The organism is Mycobacterium sp. NGS67, from assembly GCF_059812185.1.
In genome coordinates, this window is record NZ_JCALCF010000007.1 from 70062 (window position 1) to 94257 (window position 24196).

Annotated in this window: 20 protein-coding genes; 8 read left to right on the forward strand and 12 right to left on the reverse strand. The window is 68.4% G+C overall.

From position 1 onward, the window contains the following. Positions 1 to 26: 26 nt before the first annotated feature. Positions 27 to 839, reverse strand: a complete 813-nt coding sequence (locus AC5Y4D_RS08310) for an SDR family NAD(P)-dependent oxidoreductase (RefSeq protein WP_500036935.1) — start codon at positions 837 to 839, stop codon at positions 27 to 29. Positions 840 to 1226: 387 nt separating this feature from the next. Between AC5Y4D_RS08310 and imuA' the strand changes: the two genes are divergently transcribed. Continuing rightward, positions 1227 to 1847: a DnaE2-dependent mutagenesis accessory factor ImuA' gene (gene imuA', locus AC5Y4D_RS08315; protein ID WP_499941884.1), complete on the forward strand. Its 621-nt coding sequence runs from the start codon at positions 1227 to 1229 to the stop codon at positions 1845 to 1847. A gap of 39 nt (positions 1848 to 1886) precedes the next feature. Continuing rightward, positions 1887 to 3419: a DNA polymerase Y family protein gene (locus tag AC5Y4D_RS08320; protein WP_500036983.1), complete on the forward strand. Its 1533-nt coding sequence runs from the start codon at positions 1887 to 1889 to the stop codon at positions 3417 to 3419. 176 nt (positions 3420 to 3595) lie between these two features. Here the strand turns inward: AC5Y4D_RS08320 and AC5Y4D_RS08325 are convergent, their stop codons facing one another. From AC5Y4D_RS08325 to AC5Y4D_RS08335, 3 genes are all read right to left on the reverse strand, one after another. Then, the gene (locus AC5Y4D_RS08325) at positions 3596 to 3934 is read right to left on the reverse strand and encodes a WhiB family transcriptional regulator (protein ID WP_499941572.1); all 339 of its coding nucleotides are present in this window, start codon (positions 3932 to 3934) and stop codon (positions 3596 to 3598) included. Between the two features lie 267 nt (positions 3935 to 4201). Continuing rightward, positions 4202 to 4567 carry a hypothetical protein gene (locus tag AC5Y4D_RS08330; RefSeq protein WP_500036936.1) on the reverse strand — a complete coding sequence of 122 codons (366 nt, stop codon included), beginning with the start codon at positions 4565 to 4567 and terminating at the stop codon, positions 4202 to 4204. Between the two features lie 84 nt (positions 4568 to 4651). Further along, a complete protein-coding gene (locus AC5Y4D_RS08335; RefSeq protein ID WP_500036937.1) occupies positions 4652 to 5566 on the reverse strand; it encodes a nucleoside hydrolase in 915 nt (304 codons plus the stop codon). 23 nt (positions 5567 to 5589) lie between these two features. On the opposite strand from AC5Y4D_RS08335, the gene cmaA1 reads away from it, so the two are divergent. Further along, positions 5590 to 6465 (forward strand): cyclopropane mycolic acid synthase CmaA1, encoded by an 876-nt coding sequence (gene cmaA1 / locus AC5Y4D_RS08340; protein WP_499941578.1) that lies wholly within the window; start codon positions 5590 to 5592, stop codon positions 6463 to 6465. A 94-nt stretch (positions 6466 to 6559) separates the two neighbouring features. Here cmaA1 and AC5Y4D_RS08345 read toward each other — a convergent pair whose 3' ends face one another. Together AC5Y4D_RS08345 and AC5Y4D_RS08350 are read right to left on the reverse strand one after the other, a co-directional pair. Then, positions 6560 to 8560 (reverse strand): SDR family oxidoreductase, encoded by a 2001-nt coding sequence (locus AC5Y4D_RS08345; protein WP_500036938.1) that lies wholly within the window; start codon positions 8558 to 8560, stop codon positions 6560 to 6562. Between the two features lie 43 nt (positions 8561 to 8603). Then, positions 8604 to 9317, reverse strand: coding sequence for a histidine phosphatase family protein (locus AC5Y4D_RS08350; RefSeq protein WP_500036939.1), 714 nt, complete (start codon positions 9315 to 9317; stop codon positions 8604 to 8606). A 94-nt stretch (positions 9318 to 9411) separates the two neighbouring features. On the opposite strand from AC5Y4D_RS08350, the gene AC5Y4D_RS08355 reads away from it, so the two are divergent. Continuing rightward, positions 9412 to 10284, forward strand: a complete 873-nt coding sequence (locus AC5Y4D_RS08355; RefSeq protein ID WP_500036940.1) for a MaoC family dehydratase — start codon at positions 9412 to 9414, stop codon at positions 10282 to 10284. Here AC5Y4D_RS08355 and AC5Y4D_RS08360 read toward each other — a convergent pair. From AC5Y4D_RS08360 to AC5Y4D_RS08380, 5 genes are all read right to left on the reverse strand, one after another. After that, positions 10269 to 11699 (reverse strand): APC family permease, encoded by a 1431-nt coding sequence (locus AC5Y4D_RS08360; RefSeq protein ID WP_500036941.1) that lies wholly within the window; start codon positions 11697 to 11699, stop codon positions 10269 to 10271. The two genes, AC5Y4D_RS08355 and AC5Y4D_RS08360, sit on opposite strands and share 16 nt — an antisense overlap. 71 nt (positions 11700 to 11770) lie before the next feature. Then, positions 11771 to 12778, reverse strand: coding sequence for a hypothetical protein (locus tag AC5Y4D_RS08365; protein ID WP_500036942.1), 1008 nt, complete (start codon positions 12776 to 12778; stop codon positions 11771 to 11773). Then, positions 12739 to 14304: a PE family protein gene (locus tag AC5Y4D_RS08370; RefSeq protein ID WP_500036943.1), complete on the reverse strand. Its 1566-nt coding sequence runs from the start codon at positions 14302 to 14304 to the stop codon at positions 12739 to 12741. Before AC5Y4D_RS08370 ends, AC5Y4D_RS08365 begins: the two co-directional genes overlap by 40 nt. Positions 14305 to 14409: 105 nt before the next feature. Beyond that, positions 14410 to 15546 carry a trehalose-phosphatase gene (gene otsB, locus AC5Y4D_RS08375; RefSeq protein ID WP_499941588.1) on the reverse strand — a complete coding sequence of 379 codons (1137 nt, stop codon included), beginning with the start codon at positions 15544 to 15546 and terminating at the stop codon, positions 14410 to 14412. A gap of 33 nt (positions 15547 to 15579) precedes the next feature. Beyond that, complete coding sequence (locus AC5Y4D_RS08380) at positions 15580 to 16824, reverse strand: wax ester/triacylglycerol synthase domain-containing protein (protein ID WP_499941589.1); 1245 nt, start codon at positions 16822 to 16824, stop codon at positions 15580 to 15582. A 239-nt stretch (positions 16825 to 17063) separates the two neighbouring features. Between AC5Y4D_RS08380 and AC5Y4D_RS08385 the strand changes: the two genes are divergently transcribed. After that, entirely contained in the window at positions 17064 to 20345 is a 3282-nt protein-coding gene (locus AC5Y4D_RS08385; RefSeq protein ID WP_499941591.1) for an error-prone DNA polymerase, read from the forward strand. Between the two features lie 138 nt (positions 20346 to 20483). Continuing rightward, on the forward strand, positions 20484 to 21122 hold the full coding sequence (locus AC5Y4D_RS08390) for a nitroreductase family protein (protein ID WP_499941593.1): 639 nt from the start codon (positions 20484 to 20486) through the stop codon (positions 21120 to 21122). A gap of 7 nt (positions 21123 to 21129) precedes the next feature. Here the strand turns inward: AC5Y4D_RS08390 and AC5Y4D_RS08395 are convergent, their stop codons facing one another. After that, positions 21130 to 21594 carry a tRNA (cytidine(34)-2'-O)-methyltransferase gene (locus AC5Y4D_RS08395; RefSeq protein WP_499941887.1) on the reverse strand — a complete coding sequence of 155 codons (465 nt, stop codon included), beginning with the start codon at positions 21592 to 21594 and terminating at the stop codon, positions 21130 to 21132. A gap of 116 nt (positions 21595 to 21710) precedes the next feature. Between AC5Y4D_RS08395 and AC5Y4D_RS08400 the strand changes: the two genes are divergently transcribed. Then, positions 21711 to 22082, forward strand: a complete 372-nt coding sequence (locus tag AC5Y4D_RS08400; protein ID WP_500036944.1) for a hypothetical protein — start codon at positions 21711 to 21713, stop codon at positions 22080 to 22082. 325 nt (positions 22083 to 22407) lie between these two features. Next, positions 22408 to 24126: an alpha/beta hydrolase domain-containing protein gene (locus AC5Y4D_RS08405; protein WP_500036945.1), complete on the forward strand. Its 1719-nt coding sequence runs from the start codon at positions 22408 to 22410 to the stop codon at positions 24124 to 24126. Positions 24127 to 24196 lie beyond the last annotated feature (70 nt).

Below are 24196 nucleotides of genomic sequence, written 5' to 3' on the forward strand. Positions count from 1 at the left end.
GCGTTGCTCGTCCTGGACGGGGGAGCCTAACCGCTGGCCGGTCCGAGCGCGTAGCCGCCGGTCTCGGGGTGGTGATACCAGCCGCTTGCGGCGTGGGTGCCGCCGTCGACGTGGATTGTCTGCCCGGTGATGTAGCTGGCCATGTCCGAGGCGAGAAACACTGCGGCGCCGGCCATCTCGTCGACATGACCGGCGCGTCCCAGCGGCACGGTCAGGCCGAACCGCTCCTCGGAGCCGGGCGGTGCCATCGCCGCGATGCCTTCGGTGAGAGTGATGTCGGGCGCCAGCGCATTGACCCGGATGCCGTGCGGTGCGAGTTCGAGCGCTGCGGTCTTGGTGTAGTTGATGACCCCGGCCTTGGCCGCGGCGTAGGTGGCGTAGCCCGGTGCGGCGCGCACCCCTTCGATCGACGTGACGCTGATGATGCTGCCGGTCAACTTCTGCTCCACCATGCCGCGAGCCACCCGCTGGGTGCACAGGTAGACATGACGCAAGTTGGACCGGTACAGCGCGTCCCAGCCGTTCTCGCTGGTGTCGAGGATGCCCGACCAGAAGACGCCGCCAGCGTTGTTGACCAGGATGGTGACCGGTCCGAGTTCGGCTACGGTCCGGGCGAGTGCGGCGTCGACGGCGGCGCTGTCGCGCACGTCGGTCGGAATGCCCAGCGCGCCGATCGCATCGGCGGCCGATGCGCACGATTCGGGGTTGCGTTCCCAGATCGCCACCTTGGCGCCGAACGCGGTCAAACCCGCGGCGATACCGCGGCCGATACCGGCGCCGCCGCCGGTCACGACTGCGACCCGGTCGGTCAGGAGAATGCTTGCTGGATCCAGGGGCATGGCTGAAAGTATTGCTGCTGCCGCCGATTCTGGTGCCTGCTGGTCGCGGTGTACCTAGAGCACGCGTCGACGGTCGAGCGCTTCGGTGTGAATCCTTGGCGTCGGGTGTGAAGCGAGGGCTTTCGGGGTGAGCTCACGGCGGGAAAACGGCCGGCGAAAATCCCGCCGAGATTTCACGCTGAAGGCCCAGGGTTCACATTCAAACTCCGCGCGTGTGACCAGTGGGGCTGGTGTGACCACCGGCAGATCCCATTACATGCCAGCAGCCACACCAGCATCGGGCGCATAAAGCAGCCTCTCGCGTTTCTTGACGGTTGTCGGAGGGTCGGTGTTTACTCACCTTTATCGAACATATTTTCGAATGAATGGGTGTCGGGAGGGCTGGTCATGACCGCGGCTTTGGCGTCCGACCAGCGTGCTGAACAGCTGAAACAGCTCCGGCAGAAGATGGCTGCGCTGTCCGGAAAAGATCCCGCCCAGGCGGACGCCCTGTTGCCGACGGAGCGCGCGCTGGTGCCGCGGGGAACGGTGGCGGTGTTGTCCGGGGCGCGGTCCCTGCTGCTGCGCATGGTGGCCACGGTGACGGCCGACGGCGGTAACGCGGTGATCGTCGGTCAGCCCGATATCGGGTTACTGGCTGCGGTGGAGATGGGGGCGGATCTGAGTCGGCTGGCCGTGATCCCCGATCCCGGCAACGATCCGGTGGAGGTGGCCGCGGTGCTGATCGACGGCATGGATCTGGTGGTTCTCGGCCTGGGTGGGCGCCGGGTGACGCGGACCCGGGCGCGGGCAGTGGTGGCCCGCGCCCGCAGCAAAGGATGCACGGTGCTGGTCACCGACGGAGATTGGGAAGGAGCATCGACACGACTGGAGGCCCGGATCTGCGGCTACGACATCACCACGCCTTTCGGGACGGGCAAGCCCGTGCCTGGGTTCGGGCGCATCAACGGGGTGCGGCTGCAGGTGTGCGCCGGGGGGCGGACGATCGGCCGCTGGCGAACCGGGTGAATTGCGGTGCCTGATTCTCGGGTGCTGGCGATCTGGTGCATGGACTGGCCCGCGGTCGCAGCGGCGGCGGCCGCCGGCCAGCCCGCGACGGCACCGGTCGCGGTCACGTTGGCCAACCGGGTTATCGCCTGCTCGGCGACGGCCCGCGCGTTCGGAGTGCGGCGCGGGCTGCGGCGCCGGGAGGCGGCGGCCCGGTGCCCGCAACTGCACCTCGCGCTCGCCGACGCCGACCGCGACGCCCGGTTCTTCGAAGGGGTGATCGCCGCGGTGGACGACCTGGTGCCCCGGGCCGAGGTGCTGCGACCCGGGCTGCTGGTGCTGCCGGTGCGCGGGGCGGCCAGGTTCTTCGGGTCCGAGCAGCTGGCCGCGGAGAAGATGATCGACGCGGTGTCCGCCGCCGGTGCCGAGTGTCAGGTCGGGATCGCCGACGGGCTGTCCACCGCGGTCTTCGCCGCGCGGGCCGGCCGCGTCGTGCAACCGGGAGGCGACGCGCGGTTCTTGGCGGCGCTGTCGATCCGCCAACTGGCCACCGAGCCCAGCCTGTCCGGTGCCGGCCGGGAGGAACTCGTGGATCTGTTGTGGCGCATGGGGATTCGCACTATCGGGCAGTTCGCGGCGCTGTCTCGTACCGACGTCGCCTCCCGGTTCGGGGCCGATGCGGTGACCGCGCACCGGTTCGCCCGCGGCGAGCCGGAACGGGCGCCGTCCGGGCGGGAGCCGCCGCCGGAACTCGAGGCCGTGCTGGACTGCGACCCGCCGATCGACCGGGTCGACGCCGCGGCTTTCGCCGGACGGTCACTGGCCGCCTCGCTGCATCAGGCGCTGCTGGCCTCCGGGGTGGGATGCACCCGGCTGGCCATTCACGCCGTCACCGCCACCGGCGAAGAGCTGAGCCGGGTATGGCGGTGCGCCGAACCGTTGACCGAGGACGCCACCGCCGACCGGGTGCGCTGGCAGCTGGACGGATGGTTGAGTCATCGGCTCGCGCGCGGCCGGCCCCTGGACGCGCCGGTGACGCTGCTGCGACTGCAGGCGGTCGAGGTGGTTTCGGCCGAGGCGCTGCAACTGCCGCTGTGGGGCGGTCTCGGGGAGGAAGACCGGCTCCGGGCCCGACGGGCGCTGGTGCGGGTCCAGGGTCTGCTCGGTCCGGAGGCGGTGCAGGTGCCGGTGCTGGCCGGCGGCCGTGGGCCGGCCGAGCGCATCACCCTGACCCCGCTGGGGGACGAGCCGGTGCTCGCCGCCGACCCAGCTCAGCCCTGGCCGGGACAATTGCCCGCACCGTCGCCGGCGGTGCTGCTCGACGACCCGGTGGAACTGGTAGACGGGCAAGGCAACCCGATCCGGGTGACCAACCGGGGGTTGTTCTCCGCCGACCCTTCCCGACTGAACGTGGGGGGCCGCGACGACCGGCTGCGTTGGTGGGCCGGCCCCTGGCCGGTCGACGAGCGGTGGTGGGATGACCGGCCCGGTCCTGGGCGGGTGGCGCGCGCCCAGGTGCTGTTGGAAAGTGAGCGTGCGCTGCTGCTCTGCTACCGGCAGCGGAGGTGGTACGTGGAGGGAATCTACGAGTGATTCCCGCAGCTACCGGCCGACAGGGACATGGTCAGATGCGGCCCAGGTGTCTTGTCTTGCACCCGTATTTGACGGCGATCTAACCGCAAAAGCCTGATAATGCCGCTGACCTGCGGAAATGCAGTTGCTGTAACAGAAAAGTAATGATGAAGCGCGCGGCTCTAGGGGCTGCGGGGCTATCCGACGGAGCGCTTCTTGCGCTTGTCCAGGAAGGCCGACCACGAGACCACCTCGGGGTGCTCCTTGAGCAATGCCCTGCGCTGGCGTTCGGTCATGCCACCCCAGACGCCGAACTCGACGCGGTTGTCCAGGGCGTCGGCACCGCACTGCTGCAGGACGGGGCAGTGCCGGCACATGGCGGCGGCCTGGCGCTGCGCGGCACCGGTGACGAACAGCTCGTCAGGGTCTTTGGTCCGGCACAAAGCCTGCGACACCCAGGCCCGATCGCCGTCATCCTGCGCACTGCTCACCGCGACAAGGTTCAGCCGCCGCGCGGCCGGACGTGTTCCTGACACGAATGGTCCCCTTTTTAACTCCCAGCCGCGATGCGCGGCCGCCTCCCGTGGTGCTGGTCGAGTGGTCTGTGTTTCGTAGCCCGTCTCGTCACACGTGACCTGAATCTCACCGTGCTTAATAAATTAAGGGTCGAGGGGGCAATTGCGCAACAGTTCAACACGGTATTTTTGGGACTGATGTACCATCTTTTCGGTATGGTCTCGGCTGGGCTGTCTTAACCCTCGGTTTGTCCGTTCGTGCAGCGTAGGGCGGTGATGCGCGCCGGCTCAGGGGCACCAGGGCGGGATCGGGCAGAAGTTGAGACCCGGCGGCCACGGCGGGGGAGCCGGCGGATTCTCCCCGTCCCAGATGTTCTGCGCCACGTTCCCCTGGCCCGAGTAGACGTAGTAGTAGGTATGACAGACGGTCTCGTCCCACACCACCGGGTTCACCCGGAGGTTGCCGGTCTGGACCGGAGGGTCGCCCGGGCACCAGCGGCACGGGCCTTCCGGGTGGTCTTCGGGACAGCCGGGCCAGGAGCTCAGCGGCACCGGGGCCCCGGGCGCGGCCCCGGCGGGGCCCGCGCCGGTCACCGCGGCGACGTCACCCGCCATCAGCACGATCACTGCCAAACCCACGATCAGTCTTCTCATGAGGACTCGCCGATCTGTTGCCGTTACCCGACGAGCGCGACGTTAGTGCGCGGGACTTGCGAAAATCTTGCGCCGGAGCCGCGGTCAACCCACTCGGTGCGCCAATGCCGTCACCCGTCCCACCAGCCGATCCAGAAATGTCATGGGATCGACGTGAACTCCGATATGCGCGTTGGGGTTTCGAGTCCCGGTCCAATCGGTCGTGATCGCGCCGTCGGGTTCGACCTGCACCGTCGCGGCCCGGGTCGAGATCAGCTCCGGGTCCAGCGCCACCGCCGCGGCCAGCGGGTCGTGCATGTACGCCAGATAGCCGTCGCCGCGTTCGCGGTGCACCTCGAAGTAGAACCGCAACGCGTCCTGGACGAATCGGAAGATCCGGGACGGCCCGGACAGCCTGGCCAGGATCTCCGGGGTCATCGCGACCTGGCGGGTCAAGTTCAGCCCGCACACCACGGGAGGGCGGTCTGCAAACGCGGCGAAGACGTCGACGGCTGCTTTCGGGTCCACCCTGATGTTCCATTCGGGCTGCGGCTGCTCGTCGTATGAGCCGCCCATGATCACCAGGCGCCGCAGCAGCATCGGCAGCTGCGGCTCCAGACGCAGTGCCAGCGCCAGATTGGTCAGCGGCGCGGTCACCAGTCCGACCAACTCGCCGGAGTGGGCGCGAGCAGCGCGCACCCATGCCGTCGCGGCGTCGTACTCGGTGACCGGGTGGCCGGGGGCCGACAGCTCGGCATACCCTAAACCCTTGGGGCCGTGACCATCTCGCCGAAGCGGAACCGGGCCGCTCAGCGGTTGGTCGACACCCCGGGACACCGGTATCCCGGCCGCGCCGCACAGTTCGAGCAGACCGAGGTTGTTCGCGCACACCTGGTCGACCGGAATGTTGCCACAGGTCGAGCCGATCCCGATCAAGTCGGCCTCTGGACTGGCCAGCAGATAGATCAAGGCGATCGCGTCGTCGATGCCGGTGTCCACGTCGGCAAAGACCGCGTTCACCGACGTAACGATACGCTGGCCTGATGTCCGAACCGCCCGAAGACGCCCTGGCGCCGCACTTCGACGACGTCCAAGCCCATTACGACCTGTCCGACGACTTCTTCCGGCTCTTTCTCGACCCCACCCAGACCTACAGTTGCGCGTACTTCGAGCGCGAGGACATGACGCTGGAACAGGCGCAGATCGCCAAGATCGACCTGGCGTTGGGCAAGCTCGGGCTGCAGCCCGGGATGACGCTGCTCGACGTCGGTTGCGGGTGGGGCGCCACCATGATGCGTGCGGTGCAGAAGTACGACGTCGACGTCGTCGGCCTCACCTTGAGCAAGAATCAGGCCGATCACGTCGAGCGCCTGTTCGCGGCTTCGGACAGTCCGCGCGCCAAGCGGGTTCTGTTGCAGGGCTGGGAGCAGTTCGACGAACCCGTCGACCGCATCGTCAGCATCGGGGCCTTCGAGCATTTCGGGCACGAGCGCTACGACGCGTTCTTCACCCTCGCCCACCGCATCCTGCCCGACGACGGAATCATGCTGCTGCACACCATCACCGGGCTGCATCCGTTGGAAATGAAGGAACGCGGGTTGCCGTTGACCTTCGAGTTCGCCCGGTTCGTGAAATTCATTGTCACCGAGATCTTTCCGGGTGGACGGCTGCCCTCCATCCCGATGGTGCAGGAGCGCGCCACCGCCAACGGCTTCGACGTGACCCGGGTGCAGTCCCTGCAGCCGCACTACGCCAGGACTCTCGACATCTGGTCGGCGGCGCTGCAAGCCCACCGGGATCAGGCGATCGCGCTGCAGTCCGAAGAAGTCTACGAGCGCTACGTCAAATACCTGACCGGATGCGCCGAGATGTTCCGGATCGGCTACATCGACGTCAACCAATTCACCTGCGAGAAGTAAGCTCACCGCGAATCGAAGGTGACCACCAGGACGTCGCGTTGGGCCGCGAAGTACCGGTGTCGGGTGCGACTAAACGTGCGCCGGCGACATGGGTCTACCAGTGCACCCCGGGCACCAACCGCACCAGTCGCCTGACCGGGCGGGGCACTCCCACCGCTCGGACCACGGACCGGGACGGGCGCTGCGGGCGTCGCGAAATGGATTGCGCCGCAATCGGTTCAGCCACGCCGCGAGCGGCACGCGAATCGGGATAACCCAGATACAGCTGATGCAGAATGCGCCGCGCGGTTCTCGGCGCGAAGTAGTTGCCGGCTTCGGCCAGAGTGCCCAACGGGGTGTCGATGCGCACCGGTTTGTCGACCAGTCCTCGGACCACCATCGCCGCGGCGCGCTCGGCGCTGATGGCCGGCACCGGGTTGAGCCGCTTCGACGGCACGATCATCGGGGTGGACACCAGCGGCATGTGGATGTTGGTGAAGGTGATGTGGTCGGACAGCGTCTCGGAGGAGACCACGTCGGAGAACGCGTCCAACGCCGCCTTGGTGGGCAGGTAGGAACTGTATTTCGGGTTGCGGGCCAGCACGCCGGCGCTGGACACGTTGACGACGTGTCCGAACCGCCGCTCCCGCCAGTGCGGCAGCAACGCCAACACCATCCGCACCGCACCGAAGTAGTTGACCGACATCACCCGTTCGTAGTCGTGGAGGCGATCGGTGGAGTTGACCACCGACCGGCGGATCGACCGGCCTGCGTTGTTGACCAGATAGTCGACGTGGTCGAAGCGGCCCAGGATGTCCTTGACGGTGTGCTCCACCGACGCGGAATCGGTGACGTCGCAGGTGAAAGCGTGAGCCTTGCCCCCGTTGGCGCGGATGTCGGCGACCAGCTGGTCGAGGGCGTCTCCGTTACGGGCCAGCGCGAAAACCGTTGCGCCGCGGTCTGCGACGGCGATCGCCGAGGCCCGGCCGATCCCGCTGGACGCGCCGGTGATGACGACGTGCCGGCCCACCAGCGGACCTCGCGGATCGTCGCGCCGGGCCCGGTCGGGATCCAGGTGCTCGGCCCAGTACCGCCACAACCCGGGTGCGTAGGAGGCGAACGGAGGGACTTCGATCCCGCTGTCGCGCAACACTTTCCGTGTCTCGTCGCTGACGAAGGTGGGCGCCAGGTCGACGACGTCGAGCACCTCGGCGGGAATTCCCAGCTGGGTGGCCGCCATGTTGCGCAGCACCTTGGCGCGGCCGCTGGCCCTGAGTACCGAGGTGGCCGTCGAGCGGGGCAGCGACCCCCGCAGTGGCGGCAGCCCGGCCTCCCGGGCGATCCCCCGGTAGATGCCGCGCAGGCCGATCGTGGTGGGTGCGGTCAGGTGGAACGTCCGTTGATCCCGTCCCTCGGCGTGGATGAGTGCGACCAGCGCGTCGGCCACGTAGTCGACCGGGACGATGTTGGTGCGCCCGGTGTCGGGCAGCATCAACGGGGTGAACCGCGGCAACACGGCCAGCTTGCGCAACACCCCGAAGAAGTAGTACGGCCCGTCGACCTTGTCCATCTCGCCGGTGCGCGAATCGCCCACCACCACCGCGGGCCGGTACACCTGGAACCGCAACCCGGGGGCGGCCCGCACCAGCGCCTCGGCCTCGAACTTCGTCTGGTGATACGGGGTCGGCAACTGCTGTCCGACGTCGAAGTCGTCCTCGGTGTACTCGCCACGGAAGTCGCCCGCCACCGCGATCGACGACACGTGATGCAGGGTGGCGTCGAGTCGCTGCGCCAGCGCGATCACCGCGCGGGTGCCTTCGACGTTGGTGGCGCGCTGCTCGGCATCGCCGGCGGTGATGTCGTAGATCGCCGCGCAGTGCACGACATGGTCGACCGTGCCGAGTTCGGCGATGACCTGGTCGGTCAGCTGCAATTCGGGCAGCTCGCCGACCAGCGGCCGCACCCGCTCATCCCACTGCAGGGCGAGGCGCTCGAAGCGCCCCAGCGACTGCCGGCGGACCAGCACCCAGACCTGCGCATCGGGTTGTCGGTCCAGCAGCCGTGACACGACTCGGCGCCCGATAAACCCGGTACCGCCGGTAACGACATACCGCATGCAGCCCATCGTGGCGGCACGCGCCGCCCGCGTCAACAGTGGGTCAGGTGAAGCTGCGCACGCCGTCCCAGTCCACCAGCTTCCAGCCGGTGACCGGGTTGCCCGAAATGACCACCCGCCCGACATTGGGCAGAGGGTGGCTGTTCAGCAGCGACGTCTTGGGGTTTTTGACGTTCATCAGGGTCCACACCATGATCGCCGTCCCCTGGGAGAACACGACGGGCTTGTTGTGGCCACTGTCATAGATCTTGCGGATCGCACCGGTGAACTGGGAATTGAAATCGGTGCCGCTCAGCGAGCCCGGGATGCTGGTGTCGATGTCGCCGTCGAGCCAGCGGACCGGCGCCAGCAGGTAGGTCGAACTGGCCATCGCCTCCGGCTTGCCGTTGAACCAGCCGGCGTTGATGGCCTGCAGGCCCTTCACGATCTCGGCGTGCTTACCCAGTTCGCTGGCCAACGGCGCCGCGGTCTGCTGGTCGGCGGCCATGGGCGAGGTGTAAATCCAGTCGAAGTCGCTGCGTCCCACCTGACGGGCCAGCTGTTGTGCCTGTGCCTGGCCTTCGGTGGTCAAGCTGGGACCCGGCTCCACGGTGTCGATGACACCGTCGGCGTTGGCCTGCGATTGCGCGTTCCGGATGAAGGTCAACGTGATGCTGCGTGCCTGCGGGGTGCTGCCGCCGCATGCCCCGACGAGGACCGCCGCGACGAGCACTACTGAGACAGTGAGGGCCTTCCCGATCCTGGTGCGCTTCGCCATGGCGATAGCCTGCCCTGCCGACACCGTCGGTGGGAAGGGTTTGCGATGGTTACTTCGGAGAAAGTGCCGATTTTGGAATCTGGAGGAGACTCGTATGCCGATTGACCCCAGTGCCGTAGGCGCAGTGACCGAGCCGCAGCTGTTCGAATGGACAGACCGGGACACGCTGCTCTACGCGCTCGGTGTCGGCGCCGGCATCGAGGACCTGCCGTTCACCACCGAAAACAGTCACGACGTTCCGCAGCAGGTGCTGCCGACCTACGCGGTGATCTGCTGCCCCGCCTTCGGTGCGGCCGGCAAGGTGGGCAGCTTCAACTGGGCGATGCTGCTGCACGGCTCGCAGTCCGTCCGGTTGCACGCGCCGCTGCCGCCGGCCGGGAAGCTGTCTGTGGTCAGCGAGGTGGTCGACATCCAGGACAAGGGCGAGGGCAAGAACGCCGTGCTGATGCTGCGCGGCCAGGGCAAGGATCCCGACAGCGGGACGCTGATCGCCGAGACACTGACCAACCTGGTCATCCGCGGTGAGGGCGGCTTCGGCGGCGAGAAGGGGGAGCGCCCGGCGGCCCCGGAGTTTCCCGACCGCGAGCCCGACGCGCGGGTCGACCTACCCACCCGCGAAGACCAGGCGCTGATCTACCGGCTGTCCGGGGACCGCAACCCGCTGCACAGCGATCCCTGGTTCGCCACCAATCTGGCCGGGTTCCCCCGCCCGATCCTGCACGGGCTGTGCACCTATGGGGTGTCGGGTCGCGCCCTGGTCGCCGAACTCGGCGGTGGTGTGGCCGCCAACATCACCTCGATCGCCGCGCGGTTCACCAAGCCGGTGTTCCCCGGCGAGACGTTGTCGACGTTGATCTGGAAAACCGAACCGGGCAAAGCGCTGTTCCGCACCGAAGCATCCGGCGCCGAGGGACTCGGGCCCCGGCTGGTGCTCGACGACGGTGAGGTCGACTACGTCGAGCCCTGACGGTTGAGGGTCCGGTAGTAGTGCGCATAGGCGGCCGCGGGTACCACGACGAACGTGAGCACGATCAACACGATCGAGAAGTAATTCGCGCCGCCCTGCGGGGTGAGCAGCAGCGGCCGGTAGTCGAACGACACCGCCAGCGCCACCGAGATCACCACGGCCGCAACCGGTAACACCTTGTCGGTGAACCAGTTTCGTTTCACCTTCGGATGTCTGGTGGTGTCTCGCGCCAACGCGATCAGCGCGATCGGGACGATGATGAACTGGACGAACCGGGCGATCACCGCGAGACCGGTCAGGTTCTCGATGTCGAAGCTCAGCGCCAGTGGGAACGCCAGAGCCAGTGCCGCCGTGATGGCGAACGCGAGCATCGGGACGCCGAAGCGGTTCTTCCGCGACAGTCGTGCCGGCAGAGTTCTGGTGGCAGACAACGCAGTCCACAGGCGCGGCGCGCCGAACGACGCCGCGACGTTGATGCCGAACATCGACACCAGGGCGCCTAAGACCACGACGGTGCGGAAGGCGTCGTTGCCGATGGCCGCGGCGAGTTTGACCGTGTCGGTGGAATGCACGACCCGGTCGGCACCCAGCAGCATCGCCACGGTGACGGCGAGCACGTAGACGGTCGCGACGGCCAGAATCGATATCGGTATGGCGCGCGGCAGATTTCGTTCCGGCGCGTGCATCTCCTCGGCGGCGTTGGCGATCGATTCGAAACCGGTGAATGCGTACAACGCGGCCACCGTGGCCAGTACCAATCCCGATGCACTGTTCTGGCCGAGGTGGACGAATCCGAATAACGCGTAGGGCGCGGGCGAGAAGACCTCGGGCGAACTCGCGGCGGCGTAGTCGTTGACGTGTCGCGCGACGATGATCCACAACCCACCCAGGATGAACAGCGAAAGCGCGAATATCTTTCCCACGGTGGAGATTCCGTTGGCCCACTCGATCACCCGGTTGCCGAACAGGTTGATCACCAGCAACACCGCGACGAAGAGCAGGAACGTCAACGTCTTCACGCTGATCAGCTGGGTGTCATTGGCCCAATTCTCATGCGGGAAAACGACTTTGAGAAAAGTCGCCACGAAAATCGAGGCCAGCACCCCCCAGGCGATGGATGCCACGACGGCGTGGGTGACGCCGACGTAGATACCGATCCGTTGGCCGAACGCCGCCGTCGTGTAGGCGTAGGACGCGCCGTTGGTCTTGACGTAGCGGGCGGCGGTGGCGAAGACGGTTCCGACGATGCCCGCGAAAGCGGCGGCCAGCACGTAGGCCAACGGCGCCAGTGGCCCGGCGAGCCTGATCACCGCGCCCGGGGTCAGGAAGATGCCCGCCCCGATGATCGCGTTGATCCCGAGCATGACGATGCTCCAGAAGCCGAGCTTGCTGATCGCACGCCCTCCTAGCCGCATCCGGCCCAGGATCAGGGCTGGTTAGTACACGTTCGTACCACGGGCGCTGAACAGCCAAACTTGGGTGCGGGCTATGCTCCGTCGGCGCCGTTGGCGCCCGGTGTTCCGAACCAGGATCCTCCGGCACCACCGAGGGCGCCGGCCCCGCCGGCTCCAGGAGCGGCGCCAGTTCCGCCGTCACCGCCCCCGCCGCCGTCGCCGCCGTTTCCGATGATCTGGGCGTTCCCGCCGGCTCCGCCCGGCCCGCCGTTGCCCCCGTTGCCGATGCTGCCGTTGCCGGAGGGAGCCACACCGAGGCCGGCGTTGCCGCCGTCACCTCCGGTTCCGCCGCCGCCTCCGGAACCGGCGTTGCCGAATAGCAACCCGCCCTTGGCGCCGGTGCCGCCGCTGCCGCCGCTGCCACCGTCCCCGCCATTGCCGCCGGTGCCGCCGCCGGCGCCGGACGTGCTACCGCCTCGGCCGCCCTTGCCGCCGTTGCCGGCGTCACCGCCGGAGCCGGCGTTGCCGCCGTTGCCGGTCAGCTGTCCGCCGTGACCGCCGCTGCCGCCGTTGCCGCCGTTACCTCCGCCGCCCCCGGTGCCTCCGGTGCCCCCCAGAACGGTGGCGGTGCCGTCGGTCCCGATCTGGGCGACGCCGCCGTTTCCGCCGGTGCCGCCGCCGCCGGCATCGCCACCGTTGCCGAACAACCCGGCGGTGCCGCCGTTTCCGCCGTCCCCGCCCCGGCCGCCGGCGCCGCCGGCGACGCCATTGTGCGCGCTGCCGCTGGAAGTCTGGGTGTTGCTGCCGGCGGTGCCGCCGTTTCCGCCGTCCCCGCCCCGGCCGCCGGCGCCGCCGGCGACGCCATTGTGCGCGCTGCCGCTGGAAGTCTGGGTGTTGCTGCCGCCGGTGCCGCCGCTGCCGCCGGCCCCGGCGTCGCCGAACAGCAATCCGCCGTTCCCGCCGACGCCACCGTTGCCACCGGCGCCTCCGACCGCCCCGCTTTCCCTACCGACGGTGCCGCCACCGGCACCGCCGTCGCCGCCGTGGCCGCCGGCGCCGATCAGCCCGGCGCTGCCGCCGGCACCACCGTGACCGGCCACCCCTCCGGCGGAGTTGGTGCCGCCGGCTTTGTTGGACCCGCCGGCGCCGCCGCCACCACCGTCTCCGCCGTTGCCGTACAGCCAACCCCCGGTGCCACCGGCGCCGCCGCTCCCGGCAGCGGCTCCGAACCCTGGCCGCCGGTCTGGTCCCCGCCGCCCCCGCCGGCCCCCCCGTGGCCGCCGTTGCCGAACATGCCGGCGCTACCCCCGACGCCGCCGCCGGCCCCCGTACCGCCCATCCCGGCCGAGGTGTTCTGCCCACCATGCCCACCGGCGCCACCGGTGCCGCCACTGCCGAACATGCGTGCCCCGGCCCCGCCGGAGCCGCCGAACCCGCCGAGGCCGCCGGTAGCCCCACCACCCTTATTCGTTCCACCGCCCCCGCCCGCGCCTCCGGTGCCACCGTCGCCGTACAGCAACCCGGCTGCGCCGCCGGCTCCGCCCACTCCGCCCACGCCGCTGGTCATGCCGCTCGGGGGCGATCCGGCTGAGTTGTCACCGCCGGCCCCGCCGGCCCCGCCCGCACCGCCGTTACCGGTGAGGTAGCCTCCGCCGCCGCCGGCCCCGCCCGCGCCGCCGGCGCCGCCGGAGGCGTTTGTCAGAGCAACGTTGTTAGTACCGCCGTCTCCGCCGGTCCCTCCGCCCCCTCCGGCACCGAACAGACCCGCGTGACCACCGGCGCCGCCGGCCCCGCCGGCTGAAGTGGCCGCGGAATTCTGACCGCTGCCGCCGTCAGCGCCGTTACCGCCGGCACCGGCGCCACCCCAGAGCAGTCCGGCATCGCCGCCGGCACCGCCGGCCCCACCTGCCCCGCCTGCGGTACCCGCATTGCCGTTGGCGCCATTCGCACCTGCACCGCCGGCCCCACCCGTACCCAGCAGCCATGCGTTGCCGCCCGCCCCGCCGGCCCCGCCCGCCGCTCCCAGCGCGGTGGCCGCACCGCCCGCGCCGCCCCGTCCGCCATCGCCGTAGAGCCAGCCGCCGGCGCCGCCGGCACCGCCGGCCGCTCCGGCGCCACCACTGCCGCCGAGTCCGCCGTTACCGATCAGTCCGGCGGCACCCCCGACCCCACCGGGGCTGCCGGCCGACGTCTGCGAGAAACCGTTGCCGCCGTTGCCGTACAACAACCCGCCGGCTCCGCCGTTCGGGGCGGCGGCGGTCCCGTCTGCGCCGTTGCCGATCAACGGGCGCCCCAGCAGTGTCTGGGTGGGCGCATTGATCGCGTTGAGCAGAAGTTGCTCGGCACTGGCCGTTTCCGCCGCGCCATAAGCGCTGCCGGCATTGGCCAACGCCTGGACGAACCGTTGGTGAAACGCTGTCGCCTGCGCGCTGAACGCTTGATACGCCTGACCGTGCGCGCCGAATATCGCTGACAGGGCAGTGGATATCTCGTCGGCGGCGGCGGCCTGCAGTTGTGTTGTCGGGATCGACGCCGCGGCACCCGCGGCGCTGATCGCCGCTCTGATGGCGGCCAAGTCCGTTGCCGTCGAGGTGATGTATTCCGGATTCGCGAGCACAAACGACATGACAGTCCTCCCGATAGACTGCCGCGCAGCTTACGCCGATCGCGCAGGGGTGGGCACAATTTTGCGCGATTGGTTGCGTTGTGCCGGATTGTGAAGCGGCAAGCGTTAATTCACGTCAGCGTCAGCTAATTCACGGGCCAGCCGGGCGGTGAAGTCGGCGACGTGGACCGGACTGTCCAGCGCGAACAGCGCGGCGGTGGCCCTGTCGCCGTCGTCGTTGTGCCGCACCACAATTGGGATCCCGTCGTGGTGCACCGCATCGAAGGCGTCCTCGTCGGTGATGTCATCGCCGAGATAGATCGGCACCAGCGGTACCGACCCGCCGTCGGTCAAGTGCTCGATCACCCATCGCAGTGTCTTGCCCTTGTCCCAGTCGAGATCCGGACGCAGCTCGATGACTTCGCGCCCGGTCGTCACCCGCAACGCGTCGCGCCGGCCGGCCGTGCGCACCGCCGCAGCCACCTCCCCGACCCGGTCGCGGGCCGCGTTGCGATAGTGCACTGCCACGCCAAAACGCTTGTGTTCCACCACGACACCATCGATGGATCCGAGTCGCTCGCGCAGCTGCCCCGCGGCTTCTTCGAGCACCGGGATGGCCGCCGCGGCGTCTTCGTTCTGATGATGAGTGCCGTCGGGTGCGGTCAATTCGAATCCATGGCTGCCGGCGTACCAGATTCCGGGCAGACCCACTCGCTCGACGACGTCGGTCAGGTCGCGCCCGCTGAGCACCGCGACCGGGCACCGCGTCGCCAGTTCCCGCAGCGCCTCTGTCGTACCGGGCGCCGGCCGGGCCGCGTCGGGATCGTTGACGATGTCCGAGAGGGTCCCGTCGAAGTCGAAGAACACCGCGGGCCGCCGGACCGAGAAGTCGTCGGCCAGGCTGACGGACTGCAATGCATCCGGCAACTCCGACATCCGCCGGTCGCCGGTGCGCGCGTCGATCTCGTCGACGCCGGAGATGACCGCGTCTGCATCGTCGGACGCGGCGCCGACGGCGATCACCAGCGCGAAACCGGCGGCGCGGGCGGCCGTGACGCCGGACTCGCCCGCTGCGACGACGGCACAACGGCCCGAGCGCACCCCCAACCGTTGGGCGGCTTCGATCGCGGCGTCACCATTGGATGTGAAGACGCCGGTGCGCACGTGGATGTCGTGCAGACGGTCCGACACGGTGTCGGTGCCGGGCAGTGTGGCGTCGAACAAGACGGCATCGATGCGTCGCGGGTCGATGGTGACCGACATGCACCCACCTTCTCACGGTGGACCGCCGAGGGGTCAGCGGCGGCGCGCTCGCACCGGCACCGCCGAGGGCCGCGGCACCCGGCGCGCCGGCACCCGGCCCGGACGCTTGCGCCGACGGTCGAAAGGCAGCACCGAGTCCTGACCGAGCGCAAGCAGCCGCGCCATGCCCAGTTCGATCCCGCCGGCAAGCCGCGCGAGGTCGGCTGCGGTGTGGTAGTCGGCGATGAGACCGAACACCAGCTCGTCGGCGTAGCCGATCACCGAGATCCTGGTGCTGAACTCGGGTGCGGTCGGCGGGATCGGCAACAATCGCTCCAGTTGTCGGCCCATCAACCGCAGCCGTTCCCGCGGTCCGAAGGCATGGATGGCCAGCGTGACGGTGTGTTGTCCGGGCGGCCGTATCAAGGACTGAACAGCCTTGGCGCACAACTTGAATGGCGAGGGGAACGGCTGGCTGGCCCGGTTCGGTTCCGGGCGCACTGCCCGCAGTTGCCGCAACGGGTCCTCGTGGTCGACCGGCAGGAAGGGCAAGACTGCACCGACCGTGCGCACCGAGTCCGAGCGGGGCTGGTGGCCGTGCTGGACCAGCACGCCGCGAAAGCCCTCGGTGATGGCCGCGACCGCGACCTCGTCGGCGCTCACCCCGAACTTGCGGGCCATCCGGTCCACGGCGGCGCGAGGAACCCGCACCGCGCGGTAATGCCGAAGGGTGTTCACCGGGCCGGCCGGTTCGGGCCACGTCATCACCGTGGCCGCGGCGCTGACGGCGGCTTTCGCGATGTCCAGTGGGGTCTGCATCAGGGTGTGCACCCAGCTTGGCCTATCGGCGCCAGGGTCCGAATCCCGTTGTCCGGCAACGGTATCGGCGAATGCTTCGCTGTCAGCCTCGTCACAGAGCCGCGCCAGCAGGTGGGCCGGCGGGATGGCGTGGGCGATGCTGTGGTCGACCTTCATCAAGATCGCCCATCGATTGCCCTCGAGGCGTTCGATGACCCAGCACTCCCAGCGCGGTCCGTTCACGTCGAGGGGACGCTCGAGCGCGTGGGCGATGGCCCGGAACAGTGCTGCGTCGTCACCGGGCTGCGGCAGGGCTACCCGGTGGACCTGCCCGGGCCCGTCGAAGCCCAGCTGGATCCGTTCGGCCAGCAAATTCCTGATCAACTCGTGGCCGGGTTTGGATCCGGCGATGACGGCAACCGCACCGGTTGCCATGCCTGCGTGTCGGTCGCGTTCTGGAGTCCTGAAGGACCCCGCCTCCGAAGTCGTCGTTCCTGCCATGCCCAGTCCCCACCGTGTTTGTTCAAGTTGTACCAGTATCCGGGTGGGTCATGCGCATCGACAGAACGGTCAGGTTAAGAGTGTGTTGTCCAGTTGAAGATGCGTTTAACTGCGACGATGTGCCGCTGAGGCTATTGGCCGCAAATTGTTTCAATAGCGTTCCGAAGCTGTTCCGATGACGAACACAGACCGGTGGGTGCGCGTTCGCACATCGAACAGACGTTCGATACACTGGCGTCATGGGGTGGCACAACGGCCCGCCGAGTTGGGCCGAAATGGAGCGGGTTCTCGATAGCAAGCCGCGTCATGCCGGGATGCCCGCTCCGTTCGGTCCTCCCGAAGATGGTCCGCTGTCGCTCAAACGGGAAGCGTATTCAGCAAAAACACACGGACAACGACACCGTTCCTCCGTGGCGTACGCCGAGTTGCATGCGCATTCTGCATACAGCTTTCTGGACGGGGCCAGCACCCCGGAGGAACTGGCCGAGGAGGCCGCCCGGCTGGACCTGCGCGCGCTGGCGCTGACCGACCACGACGGGCTGTACGGGGCGGTGCGGTTCGCCGAAGCCGCGGGTGAACTCGGTGTGCGCACGGTATTCGGCGCCGAGCTGTCGCTGTCGTCGGTGGCGCGCACCGAGCGACCGGACCCGGCCGGCCCGCATCTGTTGGTGCTGGCACGGGGACCCGAAGGGTACCGGCGGTTGTCCCGGCAACTTGCCGTCGCGCATCTGGCCGGTGGTGAGAAAGGCAAACTGCGCTACGATTTCGACGCACTGACCGAGGCGGCCGGCGGGCACTGGCATATTCTGACCGGCTGCCGCAAAGGGCATGTGCGACAGGCGCTTTCCGAAGGTGGCCCGGAATCGGCGCGGCGGGCGCTGGCCGATCTGGTGGATCGGTTCGGCGCCGGCCGGGTCAGCATCGAGCTGACCCATCACGGTCAACCGCTCGACGACGAACGCAACGCGATGCTGGCCGGACTGGCGCCGCATTTCGGCGTCGGCGTCGTCGCCACCACCGGGGCGCACTTCGCCCATCCATCCCGTCGGCGATTGGCCATGGCCATGGGTGCGATCCGGGCCCGGCAGTCTCTGGACGCGGCCGCCGGCTGGCTGGCTCCGCTCGGTGGTTCGCATCTGCGCTCGGGTGAGGAGATGGCGCGGCTTTTCGCGCAGTGCCCCGAGGCGGTGACCGCGGCCGCCGAACTCGGCGAGCAGTGTGCGTTCGGCCTCGCGCTGATCGCACCGCAGCTGCCGCCGTTCGACGTCCCCGACGGGCACACCGAGGACAGCTGGTTGCGTGCGTTGACCATGGTGGGCGCGACCGACCGCTACGGGCCGGCCGGGCGGGCGGCGAAAGCCTACGACCAGATCGAGCACGAACTCAAAGTCATTGCCCAGCTGCGGTTCCCGGGCTACTTCCTGGTGGTCGACGACATCACCCGGTTCTGCCGGCGCAACGACATCCTGTGCCAGGGCAGGGGATCGGCGGCCAATTCCGCGGTGTGCTACGCCCTCGGAGTGACCGCCGTCGACCCGATAGCCAACGACTTGTTGTTCGAACGCTTTCTGTCGCCCGCCCGCGACGGCCCCCCCGACATCGACATCGACATCGAGTCCGACCAGCGCGAGAAAGTCATCCAGTACGTCTACGACAAGTACGGCCGGGACTATGCCGCCCAGGTCGCCAATGTCATCACCTACCGGCCGCGCAGCGCGGTGCGCGACATGGCCCGCGCCCTGGGTTTCTCGCAGGGCCAACAGGACGCGTGGAGTAAGCAGATCAGCCATTGGTCCGGGCAGCCCGTCGACATCGAAGGCATCCCGGAAGGAGTGGTCGACCTGGCCAACCAGATCCGGAACCTGCCTCGGCACATGGGCATTCATTCCGGTGGCATGGTGATCTGTGACCGTCCGATCGCCGACGTGTGCCCGGTGGAGTGGGCGCGCATGGAAAACCGAAGTGTCCTGCAGTGGGACAAAGACGACTGTGCGGCAATAGGTTTGGTCAAGTTCGACCTGCTGGGGCTGGGCATGCTGTCGGCGCTGCACTATGCGCGGGATCTGGTGGCCGAGCACAAAGGCATCGAGGTGGACTTCGCCCGGCTCGACCTCTCCGAGCCGGCGGTCTACGAGATGTTGTCGCGGGCCGATTCGGTGGGGGTGTTCCAGGTGGAGTCTCGGGCACAGATGGCCACGCTGCCGCGGCTGCGGCCCCGGATCTTCTACGACCTGGTGGTGGAGGTGGCGCTGATCCGTCCCGGTCCCATCCAGGGCAATTCGGTGCATCCGTACATCAAGCGCCGCAACGGCATCGAGCCGGTGGTCTACGACCATCCGTCCATGGAGTCGGCATTACGAAAGACGCTGGGAGTGCCGCTCTTTCAAGAACAACTGATGCAGCTGGCGGTCGACTGCGCCGGCTTCACCGCCGCCGAGGCCGACCAGTTGCGGCGCGCCATGGGGTCCAAGCGCTCCACCGAACGCATGCGCCGGCTCCGCGGCCGGTTCTACGACGGCATGCGCACCCTGCACGGCGCCGACGACGAGCTGATCGACCGGATCTACGAGAAACTGGAGGCGTTCGCCAACTTCGGCTTCCCGGAAAGCCACGCGCTGTCGTTTGCGTCGCTGGTGTTCTACTCGTCCTGGTTCAAGCTGCATCACCCGGCGGCGTTCTGCGCGGCGTTGCTGCGTGCCCAGCCGATGGGTTTCTACTCGCCGCAGTCGCTGGTGGCTGATGCGCGACGGCACGGGGTGCTGGTGCACGGCCCGTGTGTCAACGCCAGCCTGGCATTCGCCACGCTGGAGAACGCGGGCATGGAAGTGCGTCTCGGGCTGGGGGCGGTCCGCCATATCGGTGACGAACTGGCCGAAAAGCTGGCCGAGGAGCGAAAGACCAACGGCCCGTTCGCCTCTCTGCTGGACCTGACGTCCCGGTTGCAGTTGAGCGTGCCGCAGACCGAGGCGTTGGCGACGGCGGGGGCGCTGGGTTGCTTCGGGATGTCCCGGCGCGAGGCGCTGTGGGCGGCCGGTGCTGCGGCCACCCAACGGCCGGACCGGCTGCCGGGGGTGGGGTCGTCGTCGCACGTTCCGGCGCTGCCCGGGATGAGCGAGCTGGAACTGGCCGCCGCCGACGTGTGGGCCACCGGGGTCTCCCCGGACAGTTATCCGACGCAGTTCCTGCGGGCCGACCTGGACGCAATGGGGGTGGTGCCGGCGGTGGAGTTGGGATTGGTGCCCGACGGTGACCGGGTGCTGATCGCCGGTGCGGTGACCCACCGGCAGCGCCCCGGGACCGCTCAGGGGGTGACGTTCGTCAACCTCGAAGACGAGACCGGCATGGTCAACGTGTTGTGCACGCCGGGAGTGTGGGCCCGGCACCGCAAACTGGCGCAGACGGCACCGGCGTTGGTGATCCGCGGCCAGGTCCAAAACGCCAGCGGCGCAATCACCGTGGTCGCCGAGCGGATGGGTCGCATCACGCTGGCGGTGGCCTCGAAGTCCCGCGACTTCCGTTGATGCGCTCGCGGGTCAGTGAGCGGGCACGGCGCGGACCACTCTCCGCGCCGAACGTGTAACCACTGCGAAAAATCGCCGAATTTTTCGCAGCCACAACACGTTCGGCGTAGGGTCCGGCCGGCAGGTAGCCTCCAGAGCATGGCCTTGAACCTGACCGTCGATGAAGTCCTCAGCACCACCCGCTCGGTCCGCAAACGCCTCGACTTCGAAAAACCAGTGCCGCCCGAGGTGCTGATGCAATGCCTCGAACTAGCGTTGCAGGCCCCGACCGGTTCCAATTCGCAAGGCTGGCAATGGGTTTTCGTCGAGGACCCGGACAAGAAGAAGGCAATCGCCGACGTCTACCTGGCCAGGGCCCGCGACTACCTCAGCTCCCCGGCCCCCGAATACGACGACACCCGCGGCGAGCGGATGGGGCGGGTGCGCGATTCGGCGCGGTACCTCGCCGAGCACATGCACGAGGCGCCGGTGCTGCTCATCCCGTGCATCGAGGGCCGCGAAGCCAAGTCGCAGCTGGGCGGGGTGTCGTTCTGGGCGTCACTGTTCCCGGCGGTGTGGAGCTTCTGCCTGGCGTTGCGTTCGCGCGGGCTGGGCTCGTGCTGGACCACCCTGCACCTGTTCGACGGCGGCGAACGCGAGGTGGCCGACGTTCTCGGCATCCCCTACGACCAATACAGCCAGGGCGGTTTGTTCCCGATCGCCTACACCAAAGGCACCGACTTCCGGCCGGCCAAGCGTCTTCCTGCCGAGAGCCTGACGCACTGGAACAGCTGGTAGCCCGAACCTAGATCGCCCCGGGGTAACCCTGCTGGCGCCACGCCTCGTAGACGGCGACGGCCGCAGCGTTCGACAGGTTCAGCGAACGCCGTCCGGCCAGCATCGGGATGCGCACCTGCTGGGTGATGTGCGGATCGGCGAGGGTCGCCGCGTCCAGGCCGGTGGGTTCGGGTCCGAACATCAGCACGTCGCCGGGCCGGTAGTCGACGCCGGCGAACGGCGACGTCGCTTGCGCGGTGAAGGCGAACACCCGCTCCGGTGCCAACGCCTCCCACGCCCACTCGAGCGAAGCGTGGACCGTGACCGAGGCCAGGTCGTGGTAGTCCAGCCCGGCGCGCCGCAGTTTGGGTTCGGACAGGTCGAAACCCAGCGGCTCGACCAGATGCAGTTCGCAGCCTGTCGCGGCCGCCGTCCGGATGGCATTGCCCGTATTCGGGGCAATACGAGGCGAATAGAACAGCAGCCGGAACATGGGGTCGATCATGGCAAAGTCCGCGAGCGGCCCGGCCGAAAATCCTGTCGTTTCCGCATTCCCTCCAATTGGGTAAACAACGCCTGTCAATCGGGTTCTAGGTGAAAGGGCGGCAAATGGCTCATGAGGGCGGGCGTTGGGACGTAGGTGCCAAAAAGGGCGAGGTGTACATCGCTCGCATCTCCGAAGAAGACGAGGCGCTGTTCGAAGATCTGATAGCACCCGACGAGGCTCGCAATCTGGTCGACCTGCTGACGAAGTACGCCGACAAGGCCGATGAGTATGACGAAGACGATGACGACGACGAAGACGACGATGACGACGACGACGAAGACGACGACGAAGACGACGATGACGATGACGAAGACGACGACGAAGACGACGAAGACGACGACGACGATGACGAAGACGATGACGACGACGACGATGACGATGACGACGATGACGATGATGACGAAGACGATGACAAGGACTCCAAGGACGACTGATCGCGACGACCAGTCACACCGGCGACAGTTCTGCCCGCAGCCCGGCGACGCGTTCCTGCGCGCGCCGGGCAACCGCGGGACGTAATAAGGCACGAGCGGTCAGAATGACCGCCTTCGGCAGCTGGGCCACCACCAGCAGCGATCAGGAACAAAGCCGGTCCGCCGACCCTGGTGCGCGGAGGCGGAACGATGCCGTCTCGAGCGGCTGAACGCGCGTCCGGTTCGGTCACCTGAGAGGTTTCCAAGAAGTCTTTTAGAACTCTTCAAGCCCCCTGCAGAAATCTCGGTACCAGCAAGTGGAATGCCGAACCCGGGGGAGCCGAAGATGAGCGTCGAATCCGTGCAAGTGACCAACACCTACCCGCACGCCGACAGCCGCTACGAGAACGTCGAAGCGACCGTCACCTTCGCCGTCGACCCGACCCACCTGGCCAACCAGCGCATCGTCGACCTCGAGCTGGCTCCCCGCGACGCCGACGGCCTGGTCCGCTACGAAGCCGACCTGCGCCTGATCCGCCCGGTGAACGGCGGCAACGGCAAGTTGCTGTTCGTCGTCCCCAACCGTGGTCTGCCGACCAACGCCCCCTGGTTGAAGGGCGGCTTCCTGCTCGACCGCGGCTGGACCATCGCCTCGTGCGGCTGGCAGTGGGACGTGCAGCGCGGGCCGGCCGTCCTGGGCCTGACCGCCCCCCAAGCCGAAGTCGAGCCCGGCTTCATGCGCCTGGAATGGCGCTCGGACACTACGAAAGACGACCACGTGCTGAGCTTCACCGCACCCGAGATCGAGTCGATCCCCGGCGCCGACGTGCTGTTCAAGTTCACCGACTACCCGACCGTCGACGTCGACGACCCCGAGGCCGTGCTGACCGTGCGCACCGCACCCGACGCCGAGCCGACCGTCGTCCCCCGGGACACCTGGCGCTTCACCGACCAGACCCACGTCGCCGTGGACGGCGGCTTCCAGCCCTTCCACTGGTACGAGCTGACCTACCGGACCGCGCTGGCTCCGGTCGCCGGCACCGGTCTGCTGGCCATTCGGGATATCGTCTCCCACCTGCGCGCCGACGGCATCGAGCACACCTTCGCCTACGGCGTCTCCCAGGCCGGCCGGCTGCTGCGCCAGTTCGTCTCCGACGGCCTCAACGTCGACGAGGCCGGACTGCCGGTCTTCGACGGCATCTTCAGCGACTTCGCCAGCGCCGCTCGCGGCCAGTTCAACCAGCGTTACGCCCAGCCGTCGACCCCCGGCGGCAGCGGGCGCGGCACCGCCGACCCGTTCGGCAACGCCGACCTGCTCGCCGTGCAGCGCCAACTCGGCGGGGTGCCGAAGACCATCTTCACCAACAGCGCCACCGAGTACTGGCAGGGCGACGGCGCACTGGTCCACGTCGACCCGCACACCGGCCAGGACCTGCCCGAGGACCCCGACGTCCGCACCTACCTGCTGGCCGGCACCGACCACTTCGGCAGCAGCAAGATCAAGAACGCGCTGCCCGCCGCCAACCCGGTGCACCAGCTGGACGTCACCCCGGTCACCCGGGCGCTGCTCGTCGCACTAGAGAACTGGGTCGTCGACGGCATCGAGCCGCCCGCCAGCGCCGTGCCGCGGACCAGCGACGGCACCGCCGTCGCCCGCAAGGACGTGCTGTCGCACTTCGGGTACGCCAACGTCCCTTCGCCGGCCTGGTTGCCGTCGGCGCGCCGCGGCCAGTCTCACGTCGACCTGGTGTCGGCGGTCGACGCGGACGGCAACGAGGTGGCCGGGATCCGGCTGCCGGCCGTCGCCGCGCCGCTCGCGGTCTACACCGGTTGGAATGCCCGCCGGTACACCGAGGAGCTGCCCGACGTGCTCTACGAGCGGATCGGCAGCAAGCTGGCCTTCGCGCCGGGACGGCCGTCGGTCGCCGAGCGTTACCCGACCAGCGGCGACTATGCCACCGCGGTCCGCGCTGCCGCGGAAGGCCTTGTGGCGCAACGGTTCTTGCTGACCGAGGAGGTCGACTCGGTGGTCAAGAAAGCGGTGTCCGGCTACCCCGTCGGCTGATGGACAGCTAACTACTGCGTAACGATTGTGGAGACCTCGGCTGCAGGCTGCCATACTCGTCGGATCGCCA